Origin of the sequence: Serratia rubidaea (genome assembly GCF_016026735.1) — a bacterium.
GTDB lineage: Bacteria > Pseudomonadota > Gammaproteobacteria > Enterobacterales > Enterobacteriaceae > Serratia_B > Serratia_B rubidaea.
The window spans coordinates 4,569,808-4,595,864 of sequence record NZ_CP065640.1 but is presented as its reverse complement, the minus strand read 5'-3'; the positions used below and the strand labels follow the sequence as shown (position 1 = coordinate 4,595,864).

Genomic DNA, 26,057 nt, shown 5'->3' with positions numbered 1-26,057 from the left:
TTATTTTGCCGTCAGGTTGACGCTTCGTTTAATAAAACCCGCTTTACTTCATAACCCTGCATTATTATACTTCGCACAAAATCTATCAGGAGAAATTAATTGGACAGTTTTAGTTGCGATAAATTAAATACGGCAGGCTGACCTATCTTCTTCTGATTTGTTGCTTGCCGCTTTTGGCGGGCAGCACCTTCCCAGTTATTTCTGTGTTGTGCATCCCGAATAATAACGCTGTCTCCACCGCCTGCGCGTCGTGGAGGATTGAATTCGGATAGCGATATGGCACTTTTCCGCTTTAGCCTGTTCCCTCCAGGCCTCCCTTCGCACTTGCACTGAGCCAGGCTCGGCGTGCGTTCGGCCATGCTCTGCGCAGCCTGGTCGGCTGATTCTGATCAACGTGCTTCACCCGCTGGGTGATAAGGAGGCGTCATGGACGATCATCCCGGATTTTTATGGTCTGCGTTACCTGCGGAATAATCTTTCCTGCCGGTAAATATAATTAAATAAATTCTTTCTGCGCGACGCCAATATTTTCCTGGCGGGGGCACCCTTGCGCGCAGAATAAAAATAAGAGCATAGCGTTATGACTTTCTTCAACCATAAAACTCATCGCCATTCGCAGGGCCATGAGTCGTATGCCATCGCGCAAGAGGCAAAAAACAGCATTGACCAGACGCTGGCGCAGCTTAACTGCAACCGCCTGGGTCTGACGCAGGACGACGCGCAGGAGCGGCTCGCCTACTACGGTGCGAACCAGGTCGCCCATGAGAAAGCCCCCCATGCGTTGCTGCAGCTGCTCGGCGCCTTCAACAATCCGTTTATTTTCGTGCTGATGGTGCTGGCGGCGATCAGTTTCTTTACCGACTACTGGCTGCCGGCGCAGCGCGGTGAAGAAACCGATCTCACCGGCGTCATCATTATTCTGATCATGGTGACGTTGAGCGGACTGCTGCGCTTTTGGCAGGAATACCGCACAAATAAAGCAGCGGAAGCGCTGAAAAGCATGGTGCGCACCACCGCGACGGTGCTGCGCCGCAGCAGCTTCAGCACGCAGCCGCTGGTGGTGGAGATCCCGCTGCGCGAGCTGGTGCCGGGGGATATCATTCAACTGTCGGCCGGCGATATGGTGCCGGCGGACGTGCGGCTGCTCAGCTCGCGCGATCTGTTTATCAGCCAGGCGATTCTGACCGGGGAAGCGATCCCGATTGAAAAATATGACACGCTGGGCAGCGTCAGCCAGAAATCCTGCGACGCGGCAGCCGCCAGCGAAAGCCAGCTGCTTGAACTGAGCAATATTTGCCTGATGGGCACCAACGTCGCCAGCGGCACCGCCAGTGCGGTGGTGGTGGCCACCGGCGGGCAGACCTATTTCGGTTCGCTGGCGAAATCAATCGTCGGCAGCCGCGCGCAGACGGCGTTTGACCGCGGGGTGAACAGCGTCAGCGGGCTGTTGATCCGCTTTATGCTGGTGATGGTGCCGGTGGTGTTGTTGATTAACGGCTTTACCAAAGGCGACTGGGGCGAGGCGGCGCTGTTTGCGCTGGCGGTCGCCGTCGGCCTGACGCCGGAAATGTTGCCGATGATCGTCAGCTCCAACCTGGCGAAGGGCGCTATCGCCATGTCGCGGCGCAAAGTGGTGGTGAAGCGGCTGAACGCCATCCAGAACTTTGGCGCCATGGACGTGCTGTGCACCGATAAAACCGGCACCCTGACGCAGGATCGCATTATTCTGGAGCACCATCTGGACGCCGGCGGCGCGTCCGACCGTCAGGTGCTCTACCTGGCATGGCTGAACAGTTTTCACCAGAGCGGCATGAAGAACCTGATGGATCAGGCGATTGTCCGCTTCGGCCGCGGCAAACCGGGGATTGAAGCGCTGGGGCGTTACAGCAAAGTGGATGAACTGCCGTTTGATTTTATCCGCCGCCGCCTGTCGATCGTGGTGCAGGATGAACGGCAGCAACAGCTGCTGATCTGCAAAGGCGCGGTGGAGGAGATGCTGGCCATCGCCAGCCATGTGCAGGAGGGCGACAGCCGGGTGGCGCTGGATGAGCCGCGCCGCGCGGCGCTGCTGGCGCTGGCTAACCAATATAATGAGGACGGCTTCCGCGTGCTGCTGCTGGCGACGCGCGAACTGGGTGAGCAGGGCTGCGCGCTGCCGCTCAGCGTGGATGATGAACGCGACCTGGTGATCCGGGGGCTGCTGACCTTCCTCGATCCGCCGAAAGAGAGCGCGCTGGCGGCGATCGGCGCGCTGCAGGAGCACGGCGTGGCGGTGAAAGTGCTGACCGGCGATAACCCGGTGATCACCTGCAAAATCTGCCGCGATGTCGGGCTGGAGCCGGGCGTACCGCTGTCCGGGCCGCAAATCGAGCTGATGGACGATCGCCGGCTGGCGCAGGAGGTGGAACTGCGCACCGTGTTTACCAAGCTGACGCCGCTGCAAAAATCCCGCGTGTTGAAAACCCTGCAGGCCAATGGCCATACCGTGGGTTTTCTCGGCGACGGCATCAACGATGCGCCGGCGCTGCGTGATGCCGACGTGGGTATCTCGGTAGACAGCGGCACCGATATCGCCAAGGAGTCGGCGGATATCATCCTGTTGGAAAAAGATCTGATGGTGCTGGAAGAGGGGGTGATCAAAGGGCGCGAGACCTTCGGTAACATCATCAAGTACCTGAATATGACCGCCAGCTCTAACTTCGGCAACGTGTTCTCGGTGCTGGTTGCCAGCGCCTTTATCCCGTTCCTGCCGATGCTGGCGATTCACCTGCTGATTCAGAACCTGATGTATGACATTTCACAGCTGTCGCTGCCGTGGGACAAAATGGATAAGGAGTTCCTGCGTAAGCCGCGCAAATGGGATGCCAAAAATATCGGGCGCTTTATGATCTGGATTGGCCCGACATCGTCGATTTTCGACATTACCACCTACGCGCTGATGTGGTTTGTGTTTGCCGCCAACAGCGTTGAGCACCAGGCGTTGTTCCAGTCGGGCTGGTTTATTGAAGGGTTACTGTCACAAACGCTGGTGGTGCATATGCTGCGTACCCAGAAGATCCCGTTTATCCAAAGCACGGCGGCGCTGCCGGTGCTGCTGATGACCGGGCTGGTGATGGCGGTTGGCATCTATATTCCGTTTTCACCGCTCGGCGCCTGGGTGGGGCTGCAGCCGCTGCCGTGGGAATACTTCCCGTGGCTGGCCGCGACGCTGGTCAGCTACTGCGTGGTTGCGCAGCTGATGAAGCGTTTTTATATCCGCCGCTTCGGCGCCTGGCTGTAAGCGACGGCGGCCGGTTACCATAGCCAGGTAATCAGCAGCCCCAGCATAATTGTCAGGGTGAAAGAAAACAGCGTACCGAGCATCACATACTCGGTACGCATTTTATCGTCGCTCTGGCGCAGGTCGCCAAAGCGGAAAATCGACTTGGCCGCCAGCAGAAAGCCGATGGCCGGAATATGCCCCAACAGCACAAAGGACAAGATCAGCGTTCTTTCCAGGTAGCCGATCTGTTTGCCGGCGCGCAGCAGTGAATCGTTGTCCGCCTTGGCGTTCGGCGGCATCTGCGGCGTCCAGCTTGCCAGCAACTGCCCAATCAGCAGGCCCATCGGCATATAGATCAGCCCGTACCCCAGCGCCGCCAGCCCGACGCGCCAGCCGTCGACACGCTGCCATAACGCCTCAAGCAGCACGCTAACCTGCGGCACAATGGCCAGCCACAGCAGCACCATCACCAGCAGATGCAGGCCTTGATCCAGCAGGAAACTAGCCGCCGGCTTCATTGGCGCCATCAGCGTCACCTTCGCTAAATCAATCAGATAGTGGCTGACGCCGACCGCCAGCAGCGTCAGCAGCACGTCCGCCGACGATAAGCCGCCGTGCAGCATAGCAAAGCCGGCGACGGCCCAGGCCGCCACGACGCCGTGCAGCAGGGCGTGCAGCAGTAAAAAACGCGAACGATGGCGGTGACGAGCCTTATCTTGCACCCAGGCGCGGGGCTGCAGCGGGAAATCCGCCAGCAGATGGAGCACCAGCAGCCAGATCAACAGCGGCGCATAGGTCAAATCCATACTTAAATGATCCTGTTAATTGCATCAATGAACCGGATAATTTCATCATAGGCCGCGCGCTTCAGCGTTGCGGAGACGGTTGATGCCGCCTTGCGCACCGCGGCGGCCGCCTGCGCGTTGGTCGGCGCCAGCATGCGCGCCTGCACGACCTGCGCTTCTGCCTGCGACAAACGGCTAAGGTTATGATCTAGCATCGGCAGCAGATCGCTGACAATGGCATTGGCGCGTTCATTGTCAATTTTCAGAGCCAGCCTGCAATTTTTTGTCATCTGGTCCAGCGCGTTGCCGGAATTGAGGAAGGCGCTGCCGTAGCCGTCACCCCGGCCCCGGCGTTTGCCCAGGCCGACGGCGATGCGCGCATCCCAGAGCGCGTCAGCATGGTGCGCTTTTAAGGCGCAGCGCAGATAGACCGCCAGCCACAGGCCGTGCTCCGGCCGTCCCACGGCCTGAAACGCGTCGCCGCGGAAAATCTCAAACTGCGTCAGCTGGTTGGCCTGTTGCAGCGCCGTGAGTTCGGTGTGTAACTGTGCGAGGTAACGCGGGGTGTCAACGCGTCGTGAGTTGACGAGATCGCCGGTGATAACGCTGATTTGCGCTTTCATATAAGGCTGTCCAGAAAACGAACGGACCTTTAAATTCGCATCTGGAGGCGAATTTGTCAATTATTCGTACTCAGATACGAATTTTGGTGATATTCGTATCCTGAGGCGAATTTTTATGTGTGGAATAAACGGGAAAATCCAGGCGTGTCAAGGTTTAGAAGCTTTTCATCATCACTTCGCGCGGCTGTTCTGCGCCGTGCTTGAGCAGATAGTCGAATGACTTTTCCGTCTGCTTAAGCTGCTGCAGGAACGCCTGCGGTGAGAGATCGTGCTGTTTGCCGCTCATATAGGCTAATGCCAGTTCTTTGGCCTGATAACGTGAAAAATTGTACATGGCGCCCCCTTTGGCGATGTCGGATTGTCATTGCGGCGATTGTAGAGCGCTGTCTGAAACATGAACAGCGGCTTTGCCGTATCGATTCGATAGCTGAAACTTTCACGCCGTACGGCGTGGTCGAACGGTAATATATGAATTTCCATATATGTCCTTGACAGCGTTCCGTGCGGGTCTACTATTTGCCGGACGATGAGATAAGGAGCCTGCGCAACGATGCTGACGCCATTACAACTGTTTAAAAACCTGTCGGACGAAACCCGGCTGATGCTGGTGCTGCTGCTACGGCAGAGCGAAGAGCTGTGCGTGTGCGAACTGGCGGCGATTTTGACGCTGCCGCAGCCCAAAATCTCCCGTCATCTGGCGATGTTGCGCGTAAGCGGTCTGCTGCTGGATCGCCGCGAGGGCAAGTGGATCTACTACCGGCTCTCGCCGCATATGCCGGCCTGGGCGGCGGGCATTATCGAGCAGGCCTACCTTAGCCAGCAGGCGGCGTTGAGTCGGCTGGTGAAACGCGTCGGCGACGACGGGCTGGCACGGTGCCGTTAAGGCAAAGCATGTCATCTGACACATTCGAATTTTCGAATATAAAACCCAAAAACAAGGAGCGAGTATGTGGCTGGCAGGCGCGATTTTTATCCTGACCATCGTATTGGTTATCTGGCAGCCGCGGGGACTGGGCATCGGCTGGAGCGCCTCACTGGGCGCGCTGCTGGCGCTGCTGAGCGGGGTGGTGCAGCTCAGCGATATCCCGGCGGTGTGGCATGTCGTCTGGAACGCCACCGGCACCTTTATCGCGGTGATTATTATCAGCCTGCTGCTGGATGAGTCCGGCTTCTTTGAATGGGCGGCGCTGCACGTTGCTCGCTGGGGCAAGGGGCAGGGACGGCGGCTGTTCTGTTATATCGTGCTGCTGGGGGCGGCGGTAGCGGCGGTGTTCGCCAATGACGGCGCGGCGCTGATCCTGACGCCGATCGTGATCGCCATGCTGCTGGCGCTGGGCTTCAGCCCGGCGGCGACGCTGGCGTTTGTCATGGCCGCCGGCTTTATCGCCGATACCGCCAGCCTGCCGCTGGTGGTCTCCAACCTGGTGAACATCGTATCGGCGGACTTCTTTAAGCTGGGCTTTAATGATTATGCGGCGGTGATGGTGCCGGTCAATATCGCCGCCATTATCGCCACGCTGGCGATGCTGCTGCTGTTTTTCCGCAAGGATATACCGGCCCGCTATGACGTGGCGCTGCTGAAGACGCCGCGTGACGCCATCCGCGATCTGTCGACCTTCCGCGCCGGCTGGGGCGTGCTGCTGCTGTTGCTGGTCGGCTTCTTTGTGCTGGAGCCGCTGGGCGTGCCGGTCAGTCTGGTGGCGGCGGTGAGCGCGCTGGTGCTGCTGCTGGTGGCGAAAGGCGGCCGGACGATCAATGTCGGCAAAGTGCTGCGCGGCGCGCCGTGGCAGATTGTTATTTTCTCGCTGGGGATGTATCTGGTGGTATACGGCCTGCGCAACGCCGGGCTGACCGACCTGCTGTCGACGGTGTTGAACCGCCTGGCGGAACAGGGGCTGTGGGCGGCGACGCTGGGCACCGGTTTTATCACCGCGTTTCTGTCTTCGGTAATGAATAACCTGCCGACGGTGCTGATCGGCGCGCTGTCGATTGACGCCAGCAGCGCCGGCGGCGTGGTGAAAGAGGCGATGATCTACGCCAACGTGATCGGCAGCGATCTGGGGCCGAAAATCACGCCGATCGGCAGCCTGGCGACGCTGCTCTGGCTGCATGTGCTGGCGCGCAGGGATATCCGTATCACCTGGGGCTACTATTTCCGCGTCGGTATTGTGATGACGTTGCCGGTGCTGTTCGTGACGTTGGCCGCTCTGGCGCTGCGTCTGTCGTTGACGGCTTAACCTATGGGAATGCTAATGAAGACCATCACCATCTACCATAATCCGGCCTGCGGCACGTCGCGCAATACGCTGGCGCTGATCCGCAACAGCGGCGTCGAGCCGACGATCGTGCTGTATCTGGACACGCCGCCGAGCCGTGAAGAACTGCGCCGGCTGATCGCCGAGATGGGCATCCCGGTGCGGGCGCTGCTGCGTAAAAACGTCGAGCCGTATGAGCAGCTGCAGCTGGCGCAGACGCACTGGAGCGATGAGCAGCTGATCGATTTTATGCTGCAACAGCCGATACTGATTAACCGGCCGATTGTGGTAACGCCGCTCGGCACCCGGCTGTGCCGGCCGTCGGAGGTAGTGCTGGATATTTTGCCGGACGCGCAGCAGGGGGCATTTACCAAGGAAGACGGTGAAAAGGTGGTTGATGAACACGGGCGACGGCTGCGTTAAGGCGGGACGGCAGAGCGGCAAGCCGCTCTGCCGGATCTGTCAGCCTAAATCGCCGCCGGCCACCGGCAGCACGCTGCCGTTAATATAGCTGGCCGCGTCGCTGGCGAGGAATAAAATGGCGTCGGCCTGTTCGTGCACCGTGCCGTAACGGTGCATCAGGCTGCTGTTCAGCGTCTGATCGACCACCTGCTGATACCACGCTTCCTCCTGCGGCGTCGGCGTCTCCCGGTTGCGCGGCGTCAGGCGCGGCGGCGCGTCGGTGCCGCCCGGCGCGGTGGCGTTGATGCGGATGCCGGCGCCGGCGTACTCAAACGCCAGCGAGCGGGTGAGCGCATTCACCCCGCCTTTGGCGGCCGAATAGGGCACCCGGTTGACGCCGCAGGTGGCGACGGAAGAGACATTGACGATCGCGCCGCCGCCCTGCGCCAGCATGTGCGGCAGCACGGCGCGACAGCCCCACAGCGTCGGGAACAGCGAACGACGGATCTCCGCTTCAATCTGCGCCGGCGCATACTCGGCGAACGGCCGCGCCCAGATGGTGCCGCCGACGTTGTTCACCAGAATATCCAGCCGGCCGAAGTGCCGCTGCGCCCGATCGATGGCCGCCTGCGTCTCCTCCCAGCTCTCCAGATCGGCCTGTATCGCCAGCGCGTCGCAGCCCCGCTCCTGCAGCGCCGCGGCCACCTCCTGCAGATAGGGCGCGCGGTCGATCAGCGCCAGCCTGGCGCCTTCCCGCGCCGCCTGTTCGGCCACCGCCTTGCCGATCCCCTGTGCCGCACCGGTGATTGCCATCACCTTGTGGCTAAAACGTAGCTGTTGCATCAGCGACTCCTTGCGCCGTCTGGCTGGGGGCGAATTTTTCATAGTGGAAACTGGCCGGCGTAAAGGCGCGCCGGCGGAAATCGTGCAGCACCGCCTCGACCATCGGCGGCGGGCCGCACAGGTAGACGTCCACGTCGCCGTCGTGCAGCAGCGCGTCATCCAGATGCTGGGTGACGTAGCCTTTGCGCGCCGCCTGCGAGGCGTCGCTGGCGACGCAGGTCAGGTAGCTGAAGTCACTCAGCCGCGATCGGTAACCGTCCAGTTGCTCCAGCTTCACCAGGTCGCAGTCGTGGGTGACGCCGTAGAGCAGCCGCACCGGCCGTTGGACGCCGTCCTGCGCCAGTTGCTCCAGCATCGATAAAAAGGGCGCCAGCCCGGTGCCGCCGGCGAGAAACAGCAGCGGCCGCGTCACGTTGCGCAGATAAAAGCTGCCCTGCGGGCCGTGCAGACGCATTTTGTCGCCGGGGCGCGCCTGTCCGCTCAGGTAGCTGCTCATCGCGCCGCCCGGCACGTTGCGCAACAGGAACGACAGCCGGCGCGCGTTGGGCGGTGAACTGAACGAGTAGGCGCGGCGGGCGTCGCTGCCCGGCACCTCGATATTGACGTACTGGCCGGGCAGAAAGGCGATGCCGCTGTGGATGTCATCCAGCTGCAGCGTCAGCTCCAGCGCGCTGTCCGACAGCGCAGCGGCGCTCACCACGCTGGCGGAGAAAGTTTCGCAGCCGGTTTTGCACAGCGCGGAGGCCATCGGCACGTCGATCACGCAGTCGGAGTGCGGCACCATCTGGCAGGTCAGCACCTGGCGCTGTCCGGCCTCCTCTGCGGAAAGGGCGTCCTCGAGGTAGTCATCCCCCAGCTGATAGTCGCCGCGTTCGCAATGGCATTTACAGCTGCCGCAGACGCCGTCGGCGCAGTCCATCGGCAGATTGACCTGCTGACGATAGGCGGCGTCGAGCACGGTCTCACCGGGGTTGCATTGGATAAAGCGGCTGACGCCGTCTTCAAAATTAAGTGCAACGCTATAGCTCATCATCGCCCCCATCAAACATGGTAAATATCAATCACATGACTGATATAGTCGTTATTGAGACGGATCGTTTTGCTCACAATCTGCGGCTGCTCGCCGTCGAGCGCAATGCGGCAGCGGCAGCTGCCGAAAAACAGATCGGTTTTCTGATAGCGGTGGCTGTGGGTGCTCCAGTTGTAGCGCACCTCCACCTCGTCCGCCGTGGCGGAGAGCAGCTCCACGTTGCTGATCTGGTGGGTGGTGCGCGGCTCCGGCGTGCTGGCCGCCGAGCGCTCGGTTTTGATGCGGTAGACGCGGTCTTCCAGCCCTTCGCGGTTCGGGTAGTAAATCAGCGACACTTCGCGCTGCGGATCGCGGGTGAGCCGGTCGTCCTCGCCCCAGGAGGGCATCCAGTATTCGACCTGCGGGCTGTAGCACGCCAGCCATTCGTCCCACTGACGGTCGTCCAGCAGGCGCGCCTCACGGTATAAAAACTGTTCGATACGTTGCTGTTGGCTCATGACTGCACCTCGTCGTCGTTCAGGCTGCGCAGCAGGGTCTGCTGCCAGTGATGGTGATGGGGGATATACAGCGCTTCATCCTCGGCGCGCAGGCCGCTCATCAGCGGACGGATCGCCATTGCCCGTGCGTTGTCGTCGGGGCCTTCCAGCCAGCGGGTGGCGCCGCGGCTGATATCGCTCCAGGGCATATTGCCGGCGAGATAGCCCTGCTGGCAGGCGCGGAACTCTTCCAGATCGTCCGGCGTGCCCATGCCGCTGACGTTAAAGAAGTCTTCATACTGGCGGATGCGCAGGGCGCGGTCTTCGGCGCTTTCTCCCTTCGGCGCGAAGCAGAAGGTGGTGACCTCGGTTTTATCCACCGCGATGGGGCGCATCACCCGCAGCTGCGTGGAGAACTGATCCATCAGGTAAAGGTTGGGGTAGATGCACAGGTTGCGGGTATGGTTGACCATAAAGTCGGCGCGCGTCTCGCCGAAGCGGTCGCTCAACCGGCGGAAGTGTTTGAACACCGGCCGCACCTCCGGGTTAATCGCCCGGGTCCACAGCAGCATATGGCCGTGTTCAAAGCCGTAGACGCCGCCGGTGCTTTTCGACCAGCAGGTGGCGTCCAGGGTTTGGGTGCTGTTGGCGTCGTGGCTGCGGCGCGACATGGTCGAGACATAGTTCCAGTGCACCACGCTGACGTGATAGCCGTCGACGCCGTTCTCCATCTGCAGTTTCCAGTTGCCGTCATAGGTGTATGACGAAGCGCCGGTCAGTATTTCGATGCCGTCTTCCGCCTGGTCGACAATCAGGTCCAGCACCTGACGGGTATCGCCCAGATACTCCTCCAGCGGCAGTACCTGGTCGCTCAGGCTGCCGAACAGAAAACCACGGTAGGAGGCGAAGCGCGGCAGGTGTTTCAGATCGTGCGAGCCGGCCTGTTTGAAGCACGGGGGATAGCCGCCGACCTTTTCGTCTTTGGCCTTGAGCAGGTTACCGGCGTTGTTAAACGTCCAGCCGTGGAACGGGCAGGTAAAGGTGGCCTTGTTGCCCGTTTTGCGGCTGGCCAGCATCGCGCCGCGGTGCGAGCAGCTGTTGATCATTGCGTGCAGCTGGCCGTGTTTATCGCGGGTAATGATCACCGGTTGGCGGCCCATCGTCAGGGTATAATAGTCGCCCGGCTCGGCGACCTGGCTTTCGTGCGCCATATAGACCCAGTTGCCTTCAAAAATAGCCTTCATTTCCAGTTCAAATATCGCCGGGTCGGTAAATATCCCGCGGTTACATTGATAAACGCCTTGCTCTTTATCTATCCGTATCGAATTTTTAATTTTCTGTTCCAGTGTGGAATAAATAGCAGTTGTCGATGAGTTCATGCTAATGACCTCGTTAATCACGTTGCGTAGGGTGCCCTGGGAAAATATATTTCCCATGGCGATTATTATGGTTTTATGGGTTTATTAACTTTCCAGCGCGCGCGGGCGTTTAATCCGCTGTTCCTCTGCGCTGTCGCCGGCGGCGTAAAGCATAAAATCAAAGCGGATTTCGGTATGTTCACCGGGCAGATCGCGCTGTGCGGCCAGCGCCGGGTCGCTGATTTTGACCGGGTCGGCGATCAGTTCATCGCGCGTGGCGAAGGCAAAGTCGTCCCACAGATAGCGGTCGCCGTTCAGGTTGATTTGGGTGGTGAGGTGCTTGTGTCCGGGGGCGGCGACAAAAAAGTGGATATGCGCCGGGCGGTTGCCGTGGCGGCCAAGGCGATCGAGCCACGCCTGCGTCGGGCCGTCCGGCGGGCAGCCGTAGCCGGAGGGCAGAATGCTGCGCACCGCGTAGCGGCCATCGGCGTCGGTTTTCACCCGGCGGCGCAGGTTGTAGTCGCTCTGCGATTTGTCGAAGAACGAGTAGTTGCCCAGCGTATTGGCGTGCCAGATATCGACGACGGCCCCCGGCAGCGGATGGCCGTGCTGGTCGCGCACCTGGCCGTGCAGCCACATGACTTCGCCGCTGTCCGCGCCGTCATCCATCCGCGCGTAGCCCTCGCTCAGCGGCGCGTTGGCGACATACAGCGGCCCTTCGATGGTGCGCGGCGTGCCGCCGTTCAGGCCCTGCTGGCGTTCACGTGCGTCCTCACGCATATCCAGGTAGTGCTCCAGCCCCAGGCCGGCCGCCAGCAGCGCCGCTTCCTGCCGGCCGCCGAGGCGGTGCAGGTAATTGACCGCCTGCCAGAACTCTTCCGGGGTAATATCAAAATCGTCGATCAGCTGGCAAATATTGCCCAGCAGCTGGCGGGTGATGGCTTTAAAACGCGGATCGCCGTCGTTGCCGGTTAAACCGCTGCTGATATCCAGCAGCTTGCTGACGTCTTCAGACTGATTGAAGGATACGGACATTGCAGACTCCTCATTATTATCGCGCCGTCATAATGGCGATGGCCGACAGCGGCGTATCGCCATTATTCAGGCAGTGCTCGGGTTGATTACGCCGGAAATAGCCGGCTGGCCCGCGGAGATGGTTTATTTTCTGCTTTATTTATCGTCATCATAAATAGATGACGGATGTCGGCATAATGCCTCAATATGCATTTCCATATAGGGGAACAGCGGCAGCGCCGATAATATCTCGTGCAGCTCGCTATTACTGTCAACGTCAAAAATACTGACGTTGGCGTATTTCCCCGCCACGCGCCACAGGTGGCGCCATTTTCCCTGCGTCTGCAGCTCTTGCGCATAGCGCTTTTCGCGCAGTTTGATCTCATCGGCGACGGCGGCCGGCATATCGGACGGCAGTTGTACGGACATTTCGACTTTGAACAGCATCAGACAGGCTCCTTTAGGTGCGCTGATAAAAGCGCAGTTTGTCTTCATCGACCTCGATGCCGAGGCCCGGACCGTCCGGCAGCGTGACCTGCCCGGCGGCGAAATTCAGCGGCTCGGCGATGATGTCGTCTTTTAACAGCAGCGGGCCGAACATTTCCGTGCCCCAGGCCAGCTTCAGCGTTGACCAGGCGTGCAGCGACGCCACGGTGCCGATGCTGCCTTCCAGCATGGTGCCGCCGTACAGCGCGATGCCGGCCGCGTCGGCGACGTGCGCCAGTTTCAGCGCCTGCGCCGGGCCGCCGGCCTTGGCGATTTTCAGCGCATAGGCGCCGCGGAAGCCGCCGGCGGCCAGCGCGTAGCCGTCATGGGCGTCGGCCACCGCCTCATCGGCGAGAATCGGCAGGGTAAAGCGCTGGCTCAGCTGCGTCAGCGCGGCGCGGTCCCACAGCGCGACCGGCTGTTCCACCAGATCGATGCCGATTTCCTGCAGCGCGGCCATGCCGCGCACCGCGGTGGCGGCGTCCCAGGCCTGATTGACGTCGACGCGGATACTGGCGTCCGCCCCCAGCGCCCGGACGATCGCCGTGGTGTGGCGCAGGTCGTCGGCCAGCGCTCTGGCGCCGATCTTGAGTTTGAAGGCGCTATGCCGGCCTTCCGCCAGCAGGCGTTGCCCCTCGGCGATATCGCGCTCGGTATCGCCGCTGGCCAGGGTCCACAGCACCGGCAGCTGCCGGCTCTGCGCGCCGCCGAGCAGGGTGCTGAGCGGCTGATTCAGCGCCTTGCCCTGCGCGTCGAGAAACGCGGTTTCCAGCGCCGATTTGGCAAAGGTATTGCCCTTTACGCTGGCGTTCATCCGGTTGACCAGCGGCGTCAGGCCGTCAAAATGCTGGCCGACCAGCAGCGGCGCCAGATAGGTGTCGATGGCGGACTTGATCCCTTCCGGGCTTTCAGGTCCGTAGCTCAGGCCGCCGATGGTGGTGGCTTCACCCCAGCCGACCAGGCCGCCTGCACAGGTGATACGGACGAGGGTCAGTGTCTGGCAGCCCATGGTCGCCATCGACAGTTTGTGCGGCCGGATGGTGGGGATATCGAGCAGCCAGCTTTCAATACGTTCAATACACAGCGTCATGGTTTACACCTCGGTCAGAAAGTCGAGCACCCGATGGGCGAACAGCGTCGGGCAGGCAATATTGGCAATGTGCGAGGCGGGCAGGGTCGTCAGTTCGGCCTGCGGCGCGTTCTCCTGCAGGAAGTGCGCGTCGTCCGGCGTGGTGACCGGATCCAGCTCGCCGGCGATCGCCAGCATCGGCTGCGGCATGCGCGCAACCTCGGCCCGCAGATCCGCCAGCGCCAGCGCGTCGCAGCAGGCGGCATAGCCGGCGGCGTTGCCCTGCGCCAGCCGTGCGATCAGCGTCGCCACCTGCTGCGGTTCGCGGCGGCGGAATTCCTCGCTGAACCAGCGCGCCGGCGAAGCGGCGGCAATTTCCGCCAGGCCGTCGCGGCGCGCCTGTTGTGCGCGCTGGCGCCAGCCTTCGGCGCTGCCGATACAGGCGGCGCTATTGGCCACCACCAGCCGCCGCAGGCGCTGCGGCTGATAGCGGTTCAGCCACAGGCCGGTCAGCCCGCCCATCGAGATGCCGCAGAAATGTGCGCGCTCCACCTCCAGCCGGTCGAGCAGGGCGATGACGTCGCGGCCGAGAATTTCCAGCGTCAGCGGGGCGGCGGGCAGCGGCGTGCCGCCGTGGCCGCGCTGGTTATAGCGCAGCACGCGGAAGTGGGCGCTGAACAGCGCCATTTGCGGCTGCCACAGATCCAGCGTGGTGCCCAGCGAATTGGACAGCACCAGCAGCGGCGCATCGGCCTGGCCGTCAAGGCGGTATTCAATCTCCATCACACCCTCTCGATAATCATGGCGATGCCCTGACCGACGCCGATGCACATGGTGCACAGCCCGTAGCGCCCGCCGCTCTGCTGCAGCTGATAGGCGGCGTTCATCACCAGCCGGCCGCCGGAGGCGCCCAGCGGATGGCCGAGCGCGATCGCGCCGCCGTGCGGGTTGACCTGCGGCGCATCGTCCGGCAGCGAGAGGGCGCGGGTCACCGCCAGCGCCTGCGCGGCGAAGGCTTCGTTCAGTTCAATCACGTCCATCTGTTCCAGCCGCAGTCCGGCGTTGTCCAGCACCTTGCGTACCGCCTGCGCCGGGCCGAAGCCCATGATCGCCGGTTCGATGCCGGTTACCGCGCTGGCGACGATGCGCGCCAGCGGCTGCAGGCCGTGCCGGCGCAGACCGTTTTCGCTGGCCAGCAGCAGGGCGCAGGCGCCGTCGTTCAGCCCGGAGGCGTTGCCGGCGGTAATGCTGCCCTGTGGGTGAACCACCGGCCGGAGTTGTTCCAGCGCGGCCAGGCTGGTGGCGCGCGGATGTTCATCCTGGCTGAAGCACAGCGCTGCGCCTTTTTTCTGCGGGATATTTACCGCGATCAGTTGGCTGGCGAAGAAGCCGCTTTCCTGCGCGGCGGCGGCGCGCTGCTGGCTGCGCAGGGCGAAGGCGTCCTGATCCTGCCGGCTGATACCGAAGCGCTCCGCCACGTTCTCGGCGGTTTGCGGCATGGAATCGACGCCGTACAGCGCTTTCATCTGTGGGTTGATAAAGCGCCAGCCCATGGTGGTGTCTTCCAGCCGCATGGCGCGGCTGAAGGCGCTTTCCGCTTTACCCATCACAAACGGCGCGCGCGACATGCTCTCGACGCCGCCGGCGATCAGCAGGTCGCCTTCGCCGCTTTTAATCACGCGTGCCGCCATCGCGGTGGCGTCCAGGCTGGAGCCGCACAGCCGGTTGACGGTGCAGCCGGGCACGGAGACCGGCAGCCCGGCCAGCAGCAGCGCCATGCGCGCCACGTTGCGGTTATCTTCGCCGGCCTGATTGGCGCAGCCGAGCAGTACGTCGTCCAGCGCGCTCCAGTCCAGCTGCGGGTGGCGCTGCTGCAGCGCCTGCAGCGGCAGAGCGGCCAGATCGTCGGCGCGGATCCCCGCCAGGCTGCCGTTCAGTTTGCCGAACGGGGTGCGCACCGCGTCACACAGATAGGCGTGAGTCATCGTGTTGTTCTCCGTGTTGCAGGGCAAAGGTCAGTTCAACCGGGGTGATGTCCTGCAGCTGGCGCGGCGTCAGGCCGGCAAAAATTTCGCGTACCACCAGTCCGCGGTCGGTGACGTCGATCACCGCCAGATCGCTGTAGATGCGGGTGATGCATGCGACGCCGGTCAGCGGATAGCTGCACTCTTTGACGATTTTGCATTCGCCTTTTTTGGTCAGGTGTTCGGTCATCACATACACCTGACGCGCGCCGATCGCCAGATCCATCGCGCCGCCGACCGCCGGGATCGCCCCCGGCGCGCCGGTGCTCCAGTTGGCCAGATCGCCCCGTTCCGATACCTGATAGGCGCCCAGCACGCAGATATCCAGGTGGCCGCCGCGCATCATGGCGAAGGAGTCGCCGTGGTGGAAGAAACAGCCGCCCGGCAGCAGCGTCACCGGCTGCTTGCCGGCGTTGATCAGCTCGGGGTCTTCGTCGCCGGCCGCCGGCGCCGGCCCCATGCCGAGGATGCCGTTTTCACTGTGTAAAAAGATCTCTTTATCGGCGGGCAGGTAGTTGGCGATCTGGGTCGGCATGCCGATGCCCAGATTGACGTAAGCCCCTTCAGGAATATCACGCGCGATACGTTCGGCCAGCTGTTGATGCGTCAGTTTTGACATGATGGATCCTCAGGCCGAAAGCCGTTGTGGGGTGGAGGGCACGCCGACCACCCGTTGCACGAAAATGCCCGGCGTGACCACCGCCTCGGCGTCCAGCTCGCCGAGGGGCACCAGTTGGCTGACCTCGGCAATGGTGCAGCCGGCGGCCATCGCCATAATCGGGCCGAAGTTGCGGCCGGTCTGGTTATAGACCAGGTTGCCCCAGCGGTCGGCGCGCGCGGCCCTGATCAGCGCGAAGTCGGCCTTCAGCGGCAGCTCGAACACGTAGTGCCGGCCGTCGATTTCGCGCACCTCTTTGTCCGCCGCCAACTGGGTGCCGTAGCCGGTCGGGGTATAGATGCCGCCGAGGCCGGCCCCCCCCGCCTGAATGCGCGCCGCCAGGTTGCCCTGCGGGAGCAGCTCCAGCTCCAGTTCGCCGCGGCGGTAGAGTTCGTCAAATACCCAGGAGTCGGACTGGCGCGGGAATGAACAGACGATTTTGCGTACGCAGCCGGCTTTCAGCAGCGCCGCCAGCCCGAAGTCGCCGTTACCGGCGTTGTTGCTGATCACCGTCAGGTTGCGCGGGCGGCGGCGGATCAGGGCATCCAGCAGGGCGTAGGGCTGGCCTGCCGGGCCGAAGCCGCCCACCATCACGCTGGCGCCGTCGGCAATGTCGGCGACGGCGTCATCGGTGGACGGCACGCTTTTATTAATCATTTCTTCTCCTCGATAGGCTGATTTCTGACGCCATATTGGCCAGGCTTAAATTCAACTTAGGGGAGGAAAAAATCGCCAGCAAGTGCGAATATCAGATGTTTGTGCGATTATCGGACGGTTTGTTATTTTGATGTTAATTCTGTGATGCAGCTAACTAATTCACCCCTTTGCCGCCGCAGACGGGTTGCATTAGCCGGCGGCAGGGGGTATTTGCATGATTATTAACAAGAAGGAGAGGCGGGATGAGTGATATGCCGGCGTTGGGCGACGGTGAACTGCAGCGGCTGCAGGAGATCGGCGAGCTGAGCAATGATAAATACAAGGGCGATCCCAATTTTATGGCGTCGCTGGCGCGCGGGCTGGAGGTGTTGCAGGCCTTCAAGCCGCAGTATTCACAGATGTCAGTGTCGGAAATCAGCCAGATCACCGGCATTCCGCGCGCGGCGGTGCGGCGCTGTCTGTACACCCTGAAGGCGCTGGGGTTTGTACACTGTCCTGACGGCCGCCACTACCGGCTGTTGCCGCGGGTGCTGACCGTGGGACATGCCTATCTCTCCTCGTCGGAGCTGGCGAAGACGGCGCAGAATTCGCTGGATTACCTGAGTAAGCAGCTCGATCAGTCCTGCTCGGTGGCGACGCTGGACGGCGATAATATTCTGTATATCGCCCGCGCTTCGGTAAAACGCATTATGACTATCGACCTCGGGCGCGGCAGCCGGCTGCCGGCGTACGCCACCTCAATGGGGCAGGTGCTGCTCAGCGCGCTGGACGAGCCGCAGCTGGAGGAGTATTTGGCGCGGGTGACGCTGGAGCCGCTGACGCCGTTTACCGTGGTCAGCGAGGCGCAGCTGCGCGAACAGCTGGACCGGGTGCGGCGTCAGGGCTATGCGATTAACGACCAGCAGTTGGAGGTCGGCCTGCGATCTATCGCGGTGCCGATGCATTCGCGCAAAGGCGGCGTGGTGGCGGCGATGAACGTCGGCGTCAACGCCTCGCAGATATCGGCGCAGGCGCTGCGCGAACGGGTGCTGCCGTTGCTGCAGCGCACGGCGATGGATCTGGCGCTGCTGTTGTAACGTCGTCGGATGCTTCCGGATAAGCGGCATGATGCGCCCGCTCTGGTGGGGTCTGGCGAAGACATGGGTTGAAGAGATCTTCAACCCATGGTGATAACGCAGGTGAATGGTTGCGCGCCGTTAGCCGGCGAGGGTTACGCGCACCGGTACGGATTTATAGGAGGGAGTGCCGCACTCCGGATCGATGTAGTCCAACGGCACCAGCACGTTGGCTTCCGGGTAGTAGGCGCCGACGGAGCCGGGGGCGATGTTGTAAGAAATTACCGTGATATTTTCCAGACGCAGCCTGCGCCCGGCGGCGACGGTTTCGATATGCACCCGATCGCCGTGCTCCAGACCGCGTTTTTCCAGATCGATATCGTGCATAAACAGAATATCGCGCCGGCCGAATACGCCGCGGTAGCGATCGTCCATGGCGTAGATGGTGGTGTTGTACTGGTCGTGGCTGCGCAGGGTGATCAGCCGCAGTACATCATCGCCCTGCACCTCGGCGTCTTCCTGCACCCCTGTGAACACCGAGAACATCGCCTTGCCGCTTGGCGTCGGCCACTGACGTTCGGTCGGCGGCAGCGGCATGCGGAAGCCGCCCGGCTGCGCGATGCGCTGATTGTACTGTTCAAAACCGGGGATGGTTTTTTCAATCAGGTCGCGGATCAGACTGTAATCGGCCACCAGTTCCGACCACGGCACCTTGCTGTCCGGCATGGCGGCCTGCGCCAGCCCGGCGACGATCGCCGGTTCGGAACGCAGCAGCGGCGAGGCCGGCTGCAGTTTGCCGGAAGAGGCGTGCACCATCGACATGGAGTCCTCCACCGTTACCGACTGGCGGCCGCCGGCCTGAATATCCAGCTCGGTGCGCCCCAGGCAGGGCAGGATAAAGGTTTCTTTCGCCACCAGCAGGTGCGAACGGTTGAGCTTGGTGCCGAGGTGGACGCTCAGATCGAGCGCCTGCATCGCCGGGAAGCACAGCTCGGGGTCCGGCAGGGCGACGGCGAAGTTGCCGCCGAGGCAGATCAGGGCCTTGGCGTCGCCCGCCACCATCGCCTGCATGGCTTTCACCGCGTCATGGCCGTGCGCTTTCGGCGGCGTAAAGCCGAAGACGGCTTCCAGATTGCGTAAAAATTCCTCCGACGGTTTTTCCGTGATGCCGACGGTGCGGTTACCCTGCACGTTGGAGTGGCCGCGCAGCGGGCAGATCCCGGCGCCCGGCTTGCCGATATTGCCGCGCATCAGCAGCAGATCGGCGATCAGGCGCACGTTGGCGGTGCCTTTGTTGTGCTGGGTGATGCCCATGCCGTAGGTGATGATGGTGGCGTTGGACTTGGCGTAGGCCAGCGCCACTTTTTCCAGATCTTCGCGCGTCAGGCCGCTTTCGTTTTCAATCGCCGGCCACGGCGTAGCCGCAAGATCGGCGGCGAACGCCTCAAAGCCCTGGGTGTGCCCGGCGATAAAATCGCGGTCGAGCGCCGTGCTGTTTGCGCCCTGCGCGGCGTCGTACTCCAGCAGCGCCTTGGCGATGCCCTTCAGCGCGGCGGCATCGCCGCCGGCCTTCACCTGATAGTAGGTGGAGGCGATATTGGTGGAGCTGTAGGTCGCCATTTCAATCACGTTCTGCGGATCGGCAAAGCGCTCCAGCGCCCGTTCGCGCAGCGGGTTAAACACGATAATCGGCACGTCGCGGCGCGCCAGTTCGTGCAGGGTGCCCATCATGCGCGGGTGGTTGGTGCCCGGGTTGTGGCCGATGGATATCACCAGTTCGGCGTGGTCGAAGTCATCCAGCGAGACCGTGCCTTTGCCGATGCCGATAGACTGCGGCAGGCCGACGCTGGTTGGTTCGTGGCACATGTTGGAGCAGTCCGGGAAGTTGTTGGTGCCGAACTCGCGGGCGAACAGCTGGAACAGATAGGCGGCCTCGTTCGAGGCGCGTCCGGAGGTGTAAAACTCCACCTGATCCGGCGACTGCATGCCGCGCAGCACCGTACCGATGCGCAGGAAGGCCTCCTCCCAACTGACCGGCCGCAGGGTGTCGCTCGCCTTGTCGTATGCCAGCGGGTGCGTCAACCGGCCGTAGCCCTCCAGCTCAAAGTCGGTTTTCTCCAACAGCGCGCTGACGGTATTGGCCGCCAGAAACTCCGGCGTGACGCGTTTGCTGGTGGCTTCCCAGGTCACCGCCTTGGCGCCGTTTTCACAGAACTGGAAGGTGGAGTGGTGCTCTTTATCCGGCCAGGCGCAGCCTGGACAATCAAAGCCGTCCGGCTGGTTGGTGCGCATCAGAGTGGCCGGTGCTTCAAAGGTCTCCATCTGCGTTTTTACCGCGATGGCCGTCGCTTTCAGTGCTCCCCAGCCGCCGGCCGGGCCGTCATAGGGCCGGATACCGGGAACTGCGCGTTTTTTCTTGGTCATATCAACTCCTGAACTCCTCGTAGCGGGAGATATTTTTATGCGGGAGAATGCATTGGCCGGCGCCGTTTGACGGGAGACCGACCACGACTTACTACGGCCTGAACATGACGCGTGCGTCATGTCTTGCTCTGCGCAGGTGAAACAGAGCGAGCGGGGGTCAGACCGTAATAAATGCTGTACCGGTAACGCGGCCGCGCAGACGCCGCCTTGCCGGGGTAATAGTGTGCTGAGCCGTCTCCTGTTAAGTTAAAATGAATTAACTTCGGATATTTATGGGGCGCTTGCGGGCGCCGCCGGGGGATTATTTTTTTTGCGATCATTAACCGGTGTCGCGGTAATAAATATTCCCCGGATATTCTCTGGTGTGAAATTAATGCGGCGTGCAACGAATAATTATTTTTATTTTGGCATGCAGCGCGTTGAGTAACACGCTGCACGTTTTATTATTTCCGTGAAATATTTATGACGCGCCTTAGTGCAGCTGAGGCGTATTGGTGCGCGTCGCCAGCTGTTCTAACAGCGTAGCCGACGGGATAAAGAACAGGCTGCCGGTCACCGCGCGGCTGAAGTCGAGCAGCCGGTCATAATTGCCTTCCGGGCGGCCGACAAACATATTTTCCAGCATCTGTTCAATCGGTTCCGGCGAACGCGCATAGCCGATAAAGTAGGTGCCGAACTCGCGCATGCCCGGCCGGCCGAACGGCATGTTGTCGCGCAGGATTTTCACCTCGTTGCCGTGCTCATCTTCAAGGGTGGTGAGCGAGCTGTGGGAGGAGGAGGGCTTTACCTCCTCGTCTAGTTCGATATTGGACTGCTTGTGACGGCCGATAATGCCTTCCTGCTGCTCCACGCTCAGGGCGTTCCAGCCGGTCATATCGTGCAGATACTTCTGCACCAGCGCGTAGCTGCCGCCGGCAAACTCGGCGTCTTCTTCACCGATCACCGTAAACGCGGCGGCTTCGCGGCCTTCCGGGTTTTCCGTGCCGTCGACGAAGCCGATCATCGCGCGCTGGTCGAAGTAGCGGAAGCCGTGCACCTCATCGACGACGCTGACGGCGTCGCCCAGTTTATCCAGCAGCTGAGTCGCCAGTTCAAAACAGAGATCCATATCGTCGGCGCGAATATGCAGCAGGATGTCTCCCGGCGTAGCGACGGCGACGCGGCCGCCGGCGCCGATCTCGCGGAACGGGTGCAGCTGCGCCGGGCGCGGCTGGCCGAACAGCGTGTTCCAGGCGGTCGAGCCGAAGCCGCAGACGCAGGACAACTTCCCGGCCGGCGCTCTTTTCCCCACCGAACGCACCAGCGCAGCGACGTCGGCGCACCAGTCGCGCACCGTGGCGTAGTGCTCGGGCGCGGCGTTGAGGGTGGCGACAATAAAGATGGCGCTGCGCGTCACCGGGCTAAAAACTGCTTGTGAATCATCGTAATTGTTGTTCATGAGTCCTTTGCCGTAAAAGTGAGAATGCACCTGATATTTTAGAAGTAAAAAGTGGCGAGTGCCAAAGGCCCGGCTGAATAGGAAACCGGCATTTTACTTTATGGTGTCAGCATCAACATATCCGTTACAGCCACAATAACAGAACTTAACAGGGTGCGTGATAGATTGTATCTATTGCGCAATAAAACCAACCAATTTGACGGTATGTTGCCCGGAGGTAAAATAATTTCACATCGCAGAAATAGCCGACATTAAATAACTAAAATATTGATTAGCTAGCGGCCGGCTATTTATTAAAAAGATATCGAGACAATTATGAAATTCAAATCAAAAATAAAGCCGTATAAAGCGGCCGCGGGCGGTTGGGGCTCACTGGAAGCCACCACGCGGTTTGTTTTTGATAGCAAACAAGCGCTGAAAAATATGGTCAACCTGATGCGGATGAATAAATCCAAAGGGTTTGACTGCCCGGGCTGCGCCTGGGGCGACGATAATAAAAGCACCTTCAGCTTCTGTGAGAACGGCGCCAAAGCGGTGACCTGGGAAGCGACGCGGCGTCACGTCGACAGAGAGTTCTTCGCCGCGCACCGCGTCAGCCGCCTGTATCTGGAAAGCGACTATTTTCTGGAATATCAGGGCCGGGTGACCGAGCCGATGCGCTATAACCGCGCTACCGACCATTATGAACCCATTAGTTGGGATGACGCCTTCGCCCTGATCGGTCAACACATTAAAGGGATGGATAATCCGAACCAGCTGGAGCTGTACACTTCCGGGCGCGCCAGCAATGAGGCCTCCTGGCTGTACCAGCTGTTCGGCCGGGTGCTCGGCACCAATAACTTCCCCGACTGTTCCAATATGTGCCACGAAGCCAGCGGCTACGGCATGCAGCAAAGCCTGGGGGTGGGCAAGGGCACCATCCATCTGGACGATTTTGACCAGGCGGACGGCATCTTTGTGTTCGGACAAAACCCCGGCACCAACCACCCGCGCATGCTGCACAGCCTGCGCCACGCCGCCGAGCACGGCGCGCGCATCGTCACCTTTAATACGCTGCGTGAGCGCGGACTGGAGCGCTTTGCCGACCCGCAAAAACCGCTGGAAGTGGTGACGCCGTTGGCCGGCGAAATCAGCCACCGCTATTACCAGCCGAACCTTGGCGGTGATATGGCGGTGGTGCGCGGCATGGTGAAAGCGCTGGCGGAAACCCACCGTGCGCGCGTCGATGCCGGCAAGTCCGGCCTGTTCGACGCGCAGTTTATCGCCGAGCATACCGCGGGCGTAGAGCGCTATCTGCAGGAGGTGGCGGACACCGACTGGGCGTTTATCGAGCGTCAGTCCGGCCTGAGCGAGGCGCAGATCCGCGAGGCGGCGCAGATTTATCAGCACGCCGAGCGGGTGATCTGCACCTGGGCGATGGGCATCACCCAGCATAAACATTCGCTGGCGACGGTGCGCGAGATCGTCAATCTGCAGCTGCTGTTCGGCCAACTGGGCAAACCGGGCGCCGGCCTGTGCCCGGTACGCGGCCACAGCAACGTGCAGGGCAACCGCACGATGGGCATTGATGAACAGCCGCCGGCCGCCTTTCTGGACAGCCTCGGCGCGCACTTTGGCTTTGCGCCGCCGCGCGCCCACGGCCACAATACGGTGGACGCGCTGAGCGCCATGCTGCGCGGCGAGGTGAAAGTGCTGATCGCGCTGGGCGGCAACCTGGCCGCGGCGGCGCCCGACAGCCGGCGTACGGAAGAGGCGCTGCGCAACTGCGACCTGACGGTGCATATCAGCACCAAGCTTAACCGCAGCCATCTGGTGACCGGTAAAAAAGACGCGCTGATTCTGCCGGCGCTGGGGCGCACCGAGCAGGATATTCAGGCCGGCGGCAGGCAGTTCGTTACGGTGGAAGATTCCTTCAGCATGGTGCACGCCTCCGAGGGCATCGGTAAACCATTGTCTGACAGCCAGCGTTCGGAAACGGCGATCGTCGCCGGTATCGCCAACGCGGCGGTCGGCAACACGCCGACCATCAACTGGCTTGAACTGGCCGGGGATTACAACAAAATCCGCGACCATATCGCCGCCACCATTCCGGGCTTTGACGACTTTAACCGCAAGTGCGAGCTGCCGGGGGGCTTCTACCTGGGCAACGCGGCTGCCGAGCTGCGCTTCCGGACGCCGTCAGGCAAGGCGCAGTTCAGCCATGCGCCGCTGCCGGCCACGCTGTTCCCGCAGTTGGCAGCGCAGCAGGAGGTGCCGTTCGTCCTGCAGACGTTGCGCTCCCATGACCAGTACAACACCACCATCTACGGCCTGGATGATCGCTACCGCGGCGTGTACGGCCAGCGTGAAGTGCTGTTTATGAACCCGGAGGATATCGCCGCGGCCGGCTATCAGGCCGGTGAGCTGGTGGATATTGAAACCATCTGGAACGACGGCGTGAAGCGCGTGGTCAGCGGTTTCAAACTGGTGAGCTACGCCATTCCCCGCGGCAATCTGGCCGCCTATTACCCGGAAACCAACCCGCTGGTGCCGATGAACAGCATCGGCGACGGTACCGGCACCCCCACCTCCAAATCGGTTCCGGTGAAGATTACCCGCACGGCAAGCAAAACAACTCAACGGATTGCATAAGGCATTCCTCACGCCGCCGGCGTGGGGAGGGCTTTGTGCCGCACGGCGGTCTGCGGCCATCAGGCTGCGGCCCGCTTTTACCTGGCAAGCGCCGCAACCTGGAATAGCAATAAAACGCATGGCTTATCAAACGATCATAATGGTGATACTCAGGGGTGAACAATGTTTGGATTAGATGCCTTTTATCTGGCGAGGATACAGTTTGCCTTTACTGTTTCCTTCCATATTATTTTTCCGGCCATCACCATCGGGCTGGCGAGTTTTCTGGCGGTATTGGAAGGCCTGTGGCTGAAAACGCGTAATGAAACCTACCGCGAACTGTACCACTTCTGGTCGAAGATCTTTGCGGTCAACTTTGGCATGGGGGTGGTGTCCGGTCTGGTGATGGCCTACCAGTTCGGCACCAACTGGAGCGGTTTTTCCCAGTTCGCCGGCAGCATTACCGGGCCGCTGCTGACCTATGAAGTGCTCACCGCCTTCTTCCTGGAGGCCGGCTTCCTCGGCGTGATGCTGTTCGGCTGGCACCGGGTGGGGCGCGGGCTGCACTTTTTCGCCACCTGCATGGTGGCGCTCGGCACGCTGATCTCCACCTTCTGGATCCTCGCGTCCAACAGCTGGATGCATACGCCGCAGGGCTATGCGATCGAAAACGGCATCGTGGTGCCGGTCGACTGGCTGAAGATTATCTTCAACCCGTCGTTCCCTTACCGGCTGCTGCATATGTCCACCGCCGCTTTCCTGTCCAGCGCGTTCTTTGTCGGCGCGTCGGCGGCCTGGCACCTGCTGCGCGGCAATGACACCCCGGCGATCCGCAAAATGTTCTCAATGGCGCTGTGGATGGCGCTGATCGTCGCGCCGGTTCAGGCGATGATCGGCGATGCGCACGGTCTGAATACCCTGGAGCATCAGCCGGCGAAAATCGCCGCGATTGAAGGCCACTGGGAAAACCCGCCGGGTGAGGCGACCCCGCTGGTGCTGTTCGGCGTGCCGGATATGGACCAGGAGACCACCAAGTACAAACTGGAAATTCCGTACCTCGGCAGCCTGATCCTAACCCACAGCCTGGATAAGCAGGTGCCGGCGCTGAAGAGCTTCCCGAAAGAGGATCGCCCGAACTCCACCATTATCTTCTGGTCATTCCGCGTGATGGCCGGGCTGGGCATGCTGATGATTCTGCTCGGCGTGGTCAGCGCCTGGCTGCGCTGGCGCGGCCGGCTGTATCAGTCGCGGCCGTTCCTGTGGTTCGCCCTGCTGATGGGGCCGTCCGGGCTGCTGGCGCTGCTGGCCGGCTGGTTCACCACCGAAATTGGCCGCCAGCCGTGGGTGGTGTACGGCGTGCAGCGCACCCGCGATGCGGTGTCCGCGCACGGCGATATGCATATGACGTTCAGCCTGCTGGCCTTCCTGCTGGTGTACTGCTCGGTGTTCGGCATCGGCTATGTGTACCTGATGCGTCTGATTAAAAAAGGCCCGGAGCAGCATGACGATGAACCGGGCGCCGGCACGCCGGCGCGTCCGCTGTCTGCGGTGCAGGATCCGTTAAATTCGCCGCAAGGGAGAAACTGAG

The 26,057-nt window shown here is 61.5% G+C and carries 23 protein-coding genes; 7 read left to right on the top strand and 16 right to left on the bottom strand.

Annotated features, from left to right (window positions below; translation table 11 throughout):
- Positions 1 to 580 precede the first annotated feature (580 nt).
- Positions 581 to 3,280 carry a magnesium-translocating P-type ATPase gene (mgtA, locus tag I6G83_RS21645; RefSeq protein ID WP_054306031.1) on the top strand — a complete coding sequence of 900 codons (2,700 nt, stop codon included), beginning with the start codon at positions 581 to 583 and terminating at the stop codon, positions 3,278 to 3,280.
- A 14-nt stretch (positions 3,281 to 3,294) separates the two neighbouring features.
- Here the strand turns inward: mgtA and I6G83_RS21640 are convergent, their stop codons facing one another.
- The 3 genes from I6G83_RS21640 to I6G83_RS21630 all read right to left on the bottom strand — a co-directional run bounded on the left by I6G83_RS21640 (position 3,295) and on the right by I6G83_RS21630 (position 5,004).
- Complete coding sequence (locus I6G83_RS21640; RefSeq protein ID WP_054306032.1) at positions 3,295 to 4,068, bottom strand: DUF3307 domain-containing protein; 774 nt, start codon at positions 4,066 to 4,068, stop codon at positions 3,295 to 3,297.
- A 2-nt stretch (positions 4,069 to 4,070) separates the two neighbouring features.
- The gene (locus I6G83_RS21635; RefSeq protein WP_054306033.1) at positions 4,071 to 4,670 is read right to left on the bottom strand and encodes a hypothetical protein; all 600 of its coding nucleotides are present in this window, start codon (positions 4,668 to 4,670) and stop codon (positions 4,071 to 4,073) included.
- Positions 4,671 to 4,824: 154 nt separating this feature from the next.
- A complete protein-coding gene (locus I6G83_RS21630; RefSeq protein ID WP_015672931.1) occupies positions 4,825 to 5,004 on the bottom strand; it encodes a hypothetical protein in 180 nt (59 codons plus the stop codon).
- A gap of 216 nt (positions 5,005 to 5,220) precedes the next feature.
- Here I6G83_RS21630 and I6G83_RS21625 point away from each other — a divergent pair, with 216 nt between their 5' ends.
- From I6G83_RS21625 to arsC, 3 genes are all read left to right on the top strand, one after another.
- Entirely contained in the window at positions 5,221 to 5,553 is a 333-nt protein-coding gene (locus I6G83_RS21625; RefSeq protein ID WP_054306034.1) for a metalloregulator ArsR/SmtB family transcription factor, read from the top strand.
- Positions 5,554 to 5,617: 64 nt separating this feature from the next.
- Entirely contained in the window at positions 5,618 to 6,907 is a 1,290-nt protein-coding gene (locus I6G83_RS21620; protein ID WP_054306035.1) for an arsenic transporter, read from the top strand.
- 15 nt (positions 6,908 to 6,922) lie between these two features.
- Complete coding sequence (arsC, locus tag I6G83_RS21615) at positions 6,923 to 7,348, top strand: glutaredoxin-dependent arsenate reductase (RefSeq protein WP_054306036.1); 426 nt, start codon at positions 6,923 to 6,925, stop codon at positions 7,346 to 7,348.
- A 39-nt stretch (positions 7,349 to 7,387) separates the two neighbouring features.
- On the opposite strand, the gene benD is transcribed toward arsC, so the two are convergent.
- The 11 genes from benD to I6G83_RS21560 all read right to left on the bottom strand — a co-directional run bounded on the left by benD (position 7,388) and on the right by I6G83_RS21560 (position 16,942).
- Positions 7,388 to 8,170 (bottom strand): benzoate diol dehydrogenase BenD, encoded by a 783-nt coding sequence (benD, locus tag I6G83_RS21610; protein ID WP_015672927.1) that lies wholly within the window; start codon positions 8,168 to 8,170, stop codon positions 7,388 to 7,390.
- Positions 8,151 to 9,200 carry a benzoate 1,2-dioxygenase electron transfer component BenC gene (benC, locus tag I6G83_RS21605; RefSeq protein ID WP_054306040.1) on the bottom strand — a complete coding sequence of 350 codons (1,050 nt, stop codon included), beginning with the start codon at positions 9,198 to 9,200 and terminating at the stop codon, positions 8,151 to 8,153. Before benC ends, benD begins: the two co-directional genes overlap by 20 nt.
- Before the next feature lie 11 nt (positions 9,201 to 9,211).
- Complete coding sequence (gene benB, locus I6G83_RS21600; RefSeq protein WP_015672925.1) at positions 9,212 to 9,697, bottom strand: benzoate 1,2-dioxygenase small subunit; 486 nt, start codon at positions 9,695 to 9,697, stop codon at positions 9,212 to 9,214.
- Positions 9,694 to 11,055 carry a Rieske 2Fe-2S domain-containing protein gene (locus I6G83_RS21595; RefSeq protein WP_054306041.1) on the bottom strand — a complete coding sequence of 454 codons (1,362 nt, stop codon included), beginning with the start codon at positions 11,053 to 11,055 and terminating at the stop codon, positions 9,694 to 9,696. Before I6G83_RS21595 ends, benB begins: the two co-directional genes overlap by 4 nt.
- 84 nt (positions 11,056 to 11,139) lie before the next feature.
- A complete protein-coding gene (gene catA, locus I6G83_RS21590; protein ID WP_054306037.1) occupies positions 11,140 to 12,069 on the bottom strand; it encodes a catechol 1,2-dioxygenase in 930 nt (309 codons plus the stop codon).
- A gap of 135 nt (positions 12,070 to 12,204) precedes the next feature.
- A complete protein-coding gene (gene catC, locus I6G83_RS21585) occupies positions 12,205 to 12,495 on the bottom strand; it encodes a muconolactone Delta-isomerase (protein ID WP_015672922.1) in 291 nt (96 codons plus the stop codon).
- A gap of 13 nt (positions 12,496 to 12,508) precedes the next feature.
- Positions 12,509 to 13,624 (bottom strand): muconate cycloisomerase family protein, encoded by a 1,116-nt coding sequence (locus I6G83_RS21580; RefSeq protein ID WP_054306038.1) that lies wholly within the window; start codon positions 13,622 to 13,624, stop codon positions 12,509 to 12,511.
- A 3-nt stretch (positions 13,625 to 13,627) separates the two neighbouring features.
- Positions 13,628 to 14,386 carry a 3-oxoadipate enol-lactonase gene (pcaD, locus tag I6G83_RS21575; protein WP_054306039.1) on the bottom strand — a complete coding sequence of 253 codons (759 nt, stop codon included), beginning with the start codon at positions 14,384 to 14,386 and terminating at the stop codon, positions 13,628 to 13,630.
- Positions 14,386 to 15,588, bottom strand: a complete 1,203-nt coding sequence (gene pcaF, locus I6G83_RS21570; protein WP_062779080.1) for a 3-oxoadipyl-CoA thiolase — start codon at positions 15,586 to 15,588, stop codon at positions 14,386 to 14,388. Before pcaF ends, pcaD begins: the two co-directional genes overlap by 1 nt.
- A complete protein-coding gene (locus I6G83_RS21565) occupies positions 15,566 to 16,246 on the bottom strand; it encodes a 3-oxoacid CoA-transferase subunit B (RefSeq protein WP_054307844.1) in 681 nt (226 codons plus the stop codon). The genes pcaF and I6G83_RS21565 overlap by 23 nt, the downstream gene beginning before the upstream one ends.
- A 9-nt stretch (positions 16,247 to 16,255) precedes the next feature.
- Positions 16,256 to 16,942: a 3-oxoacid CoA-transferase subunit A gene (locus I6G83_RS21560; protein ID WP_054307843.1), complete on the bottom strand. Its 687-nt coding sequence runs from the start codon at positions 16,940 to 16,942 to the stop codon at positions 16,256 to 16,258.
- Positions 16,943 to 17,193: 251 nt separating this feature from the next.
- Between I6G83_RS21560 and I6G83_RS21555 the strand changes: the two genes are divergently transcribed.
- Positions 17,194 to 18,018 carry an IclR family transcriptional regulator domain-containing protein gene (locus tag I6G83_RS21555; RefSeq protein WP_371851007.1) on the top strand — a complete coding sequence of 275 codons (825 nt, stop codon included), beginning with the start codon at positions 17,194 to 17,196 and terminating at the stop codon, positions 18,016 to 18,018.
- Positions 18,019 to 18,138: 120 nt separating this feature from the next.
- Here the strand turns inward: I6G83_RS21555 and I6G83_RS21550 are convergent, their stop codons facing one another.
- Together I6G83_RS21550 and I6G83_RS21545 are read right to left on the bottom strand one after the other, a co-directional pair.
- Positions 18,139 to 20,421, bottom strand: coding sequence for an FdhF/YdeP family oxidoreductase (locus tag I6G83_RS21550; protein ID WP_054306348.1), 2,283 nt, complete (start codon positions 20,419 to 20,421; stop codon positions 18,139 to 18,141).
- A 472-nt stretch (positions 20,422 to 20,893) separates the two neighbouring features.
- Positions 20,894 to 21,859 (bottom strand): Dyp-type peroxidase, encoded by a 966-nt coding sequence (locus tag I6G83_RS21545; RefSeq protein ID WP_054306347.1) that lies wholly within the window; start codon positions 21,857 to 21,859, stop codon positions 20,894 to 20,896.
- 315 nt (positions 21,860 to 22,174) lie between these two features.
- Here I6G83_RS21545 and I6G83_RS21540 point away from each other — a divergent pair, with 315 nt between their 5' ends.
- Positions 22,175 to 24,490 (top strand): FdhF/YdeP family oxidoreductase, encoded by a 2,316-nt coding sequence (locus I6G83_RS21540; protein ID WP_054306346.1) that lies wholly within the window; start codon positions 22,175 to 22,177, stop codon positions 24,488 to 24,490.
- Positions 24,491 to 24,652: 162 nt separating this feature from the next.
- Complete coding sequence (locus I6G83_RS21535) at positions 24,653 to 26,056, top strand: cytochrome ubiquinol oxidase subunit I (RefSeq protein ID WP_062779086.1); 1,404 nt, start codon at positions 24,653 to 24,655, stop codon at positions 26,054 to 26,056.
- Position 26,057 lies beyond the last annotated feature (1 nt).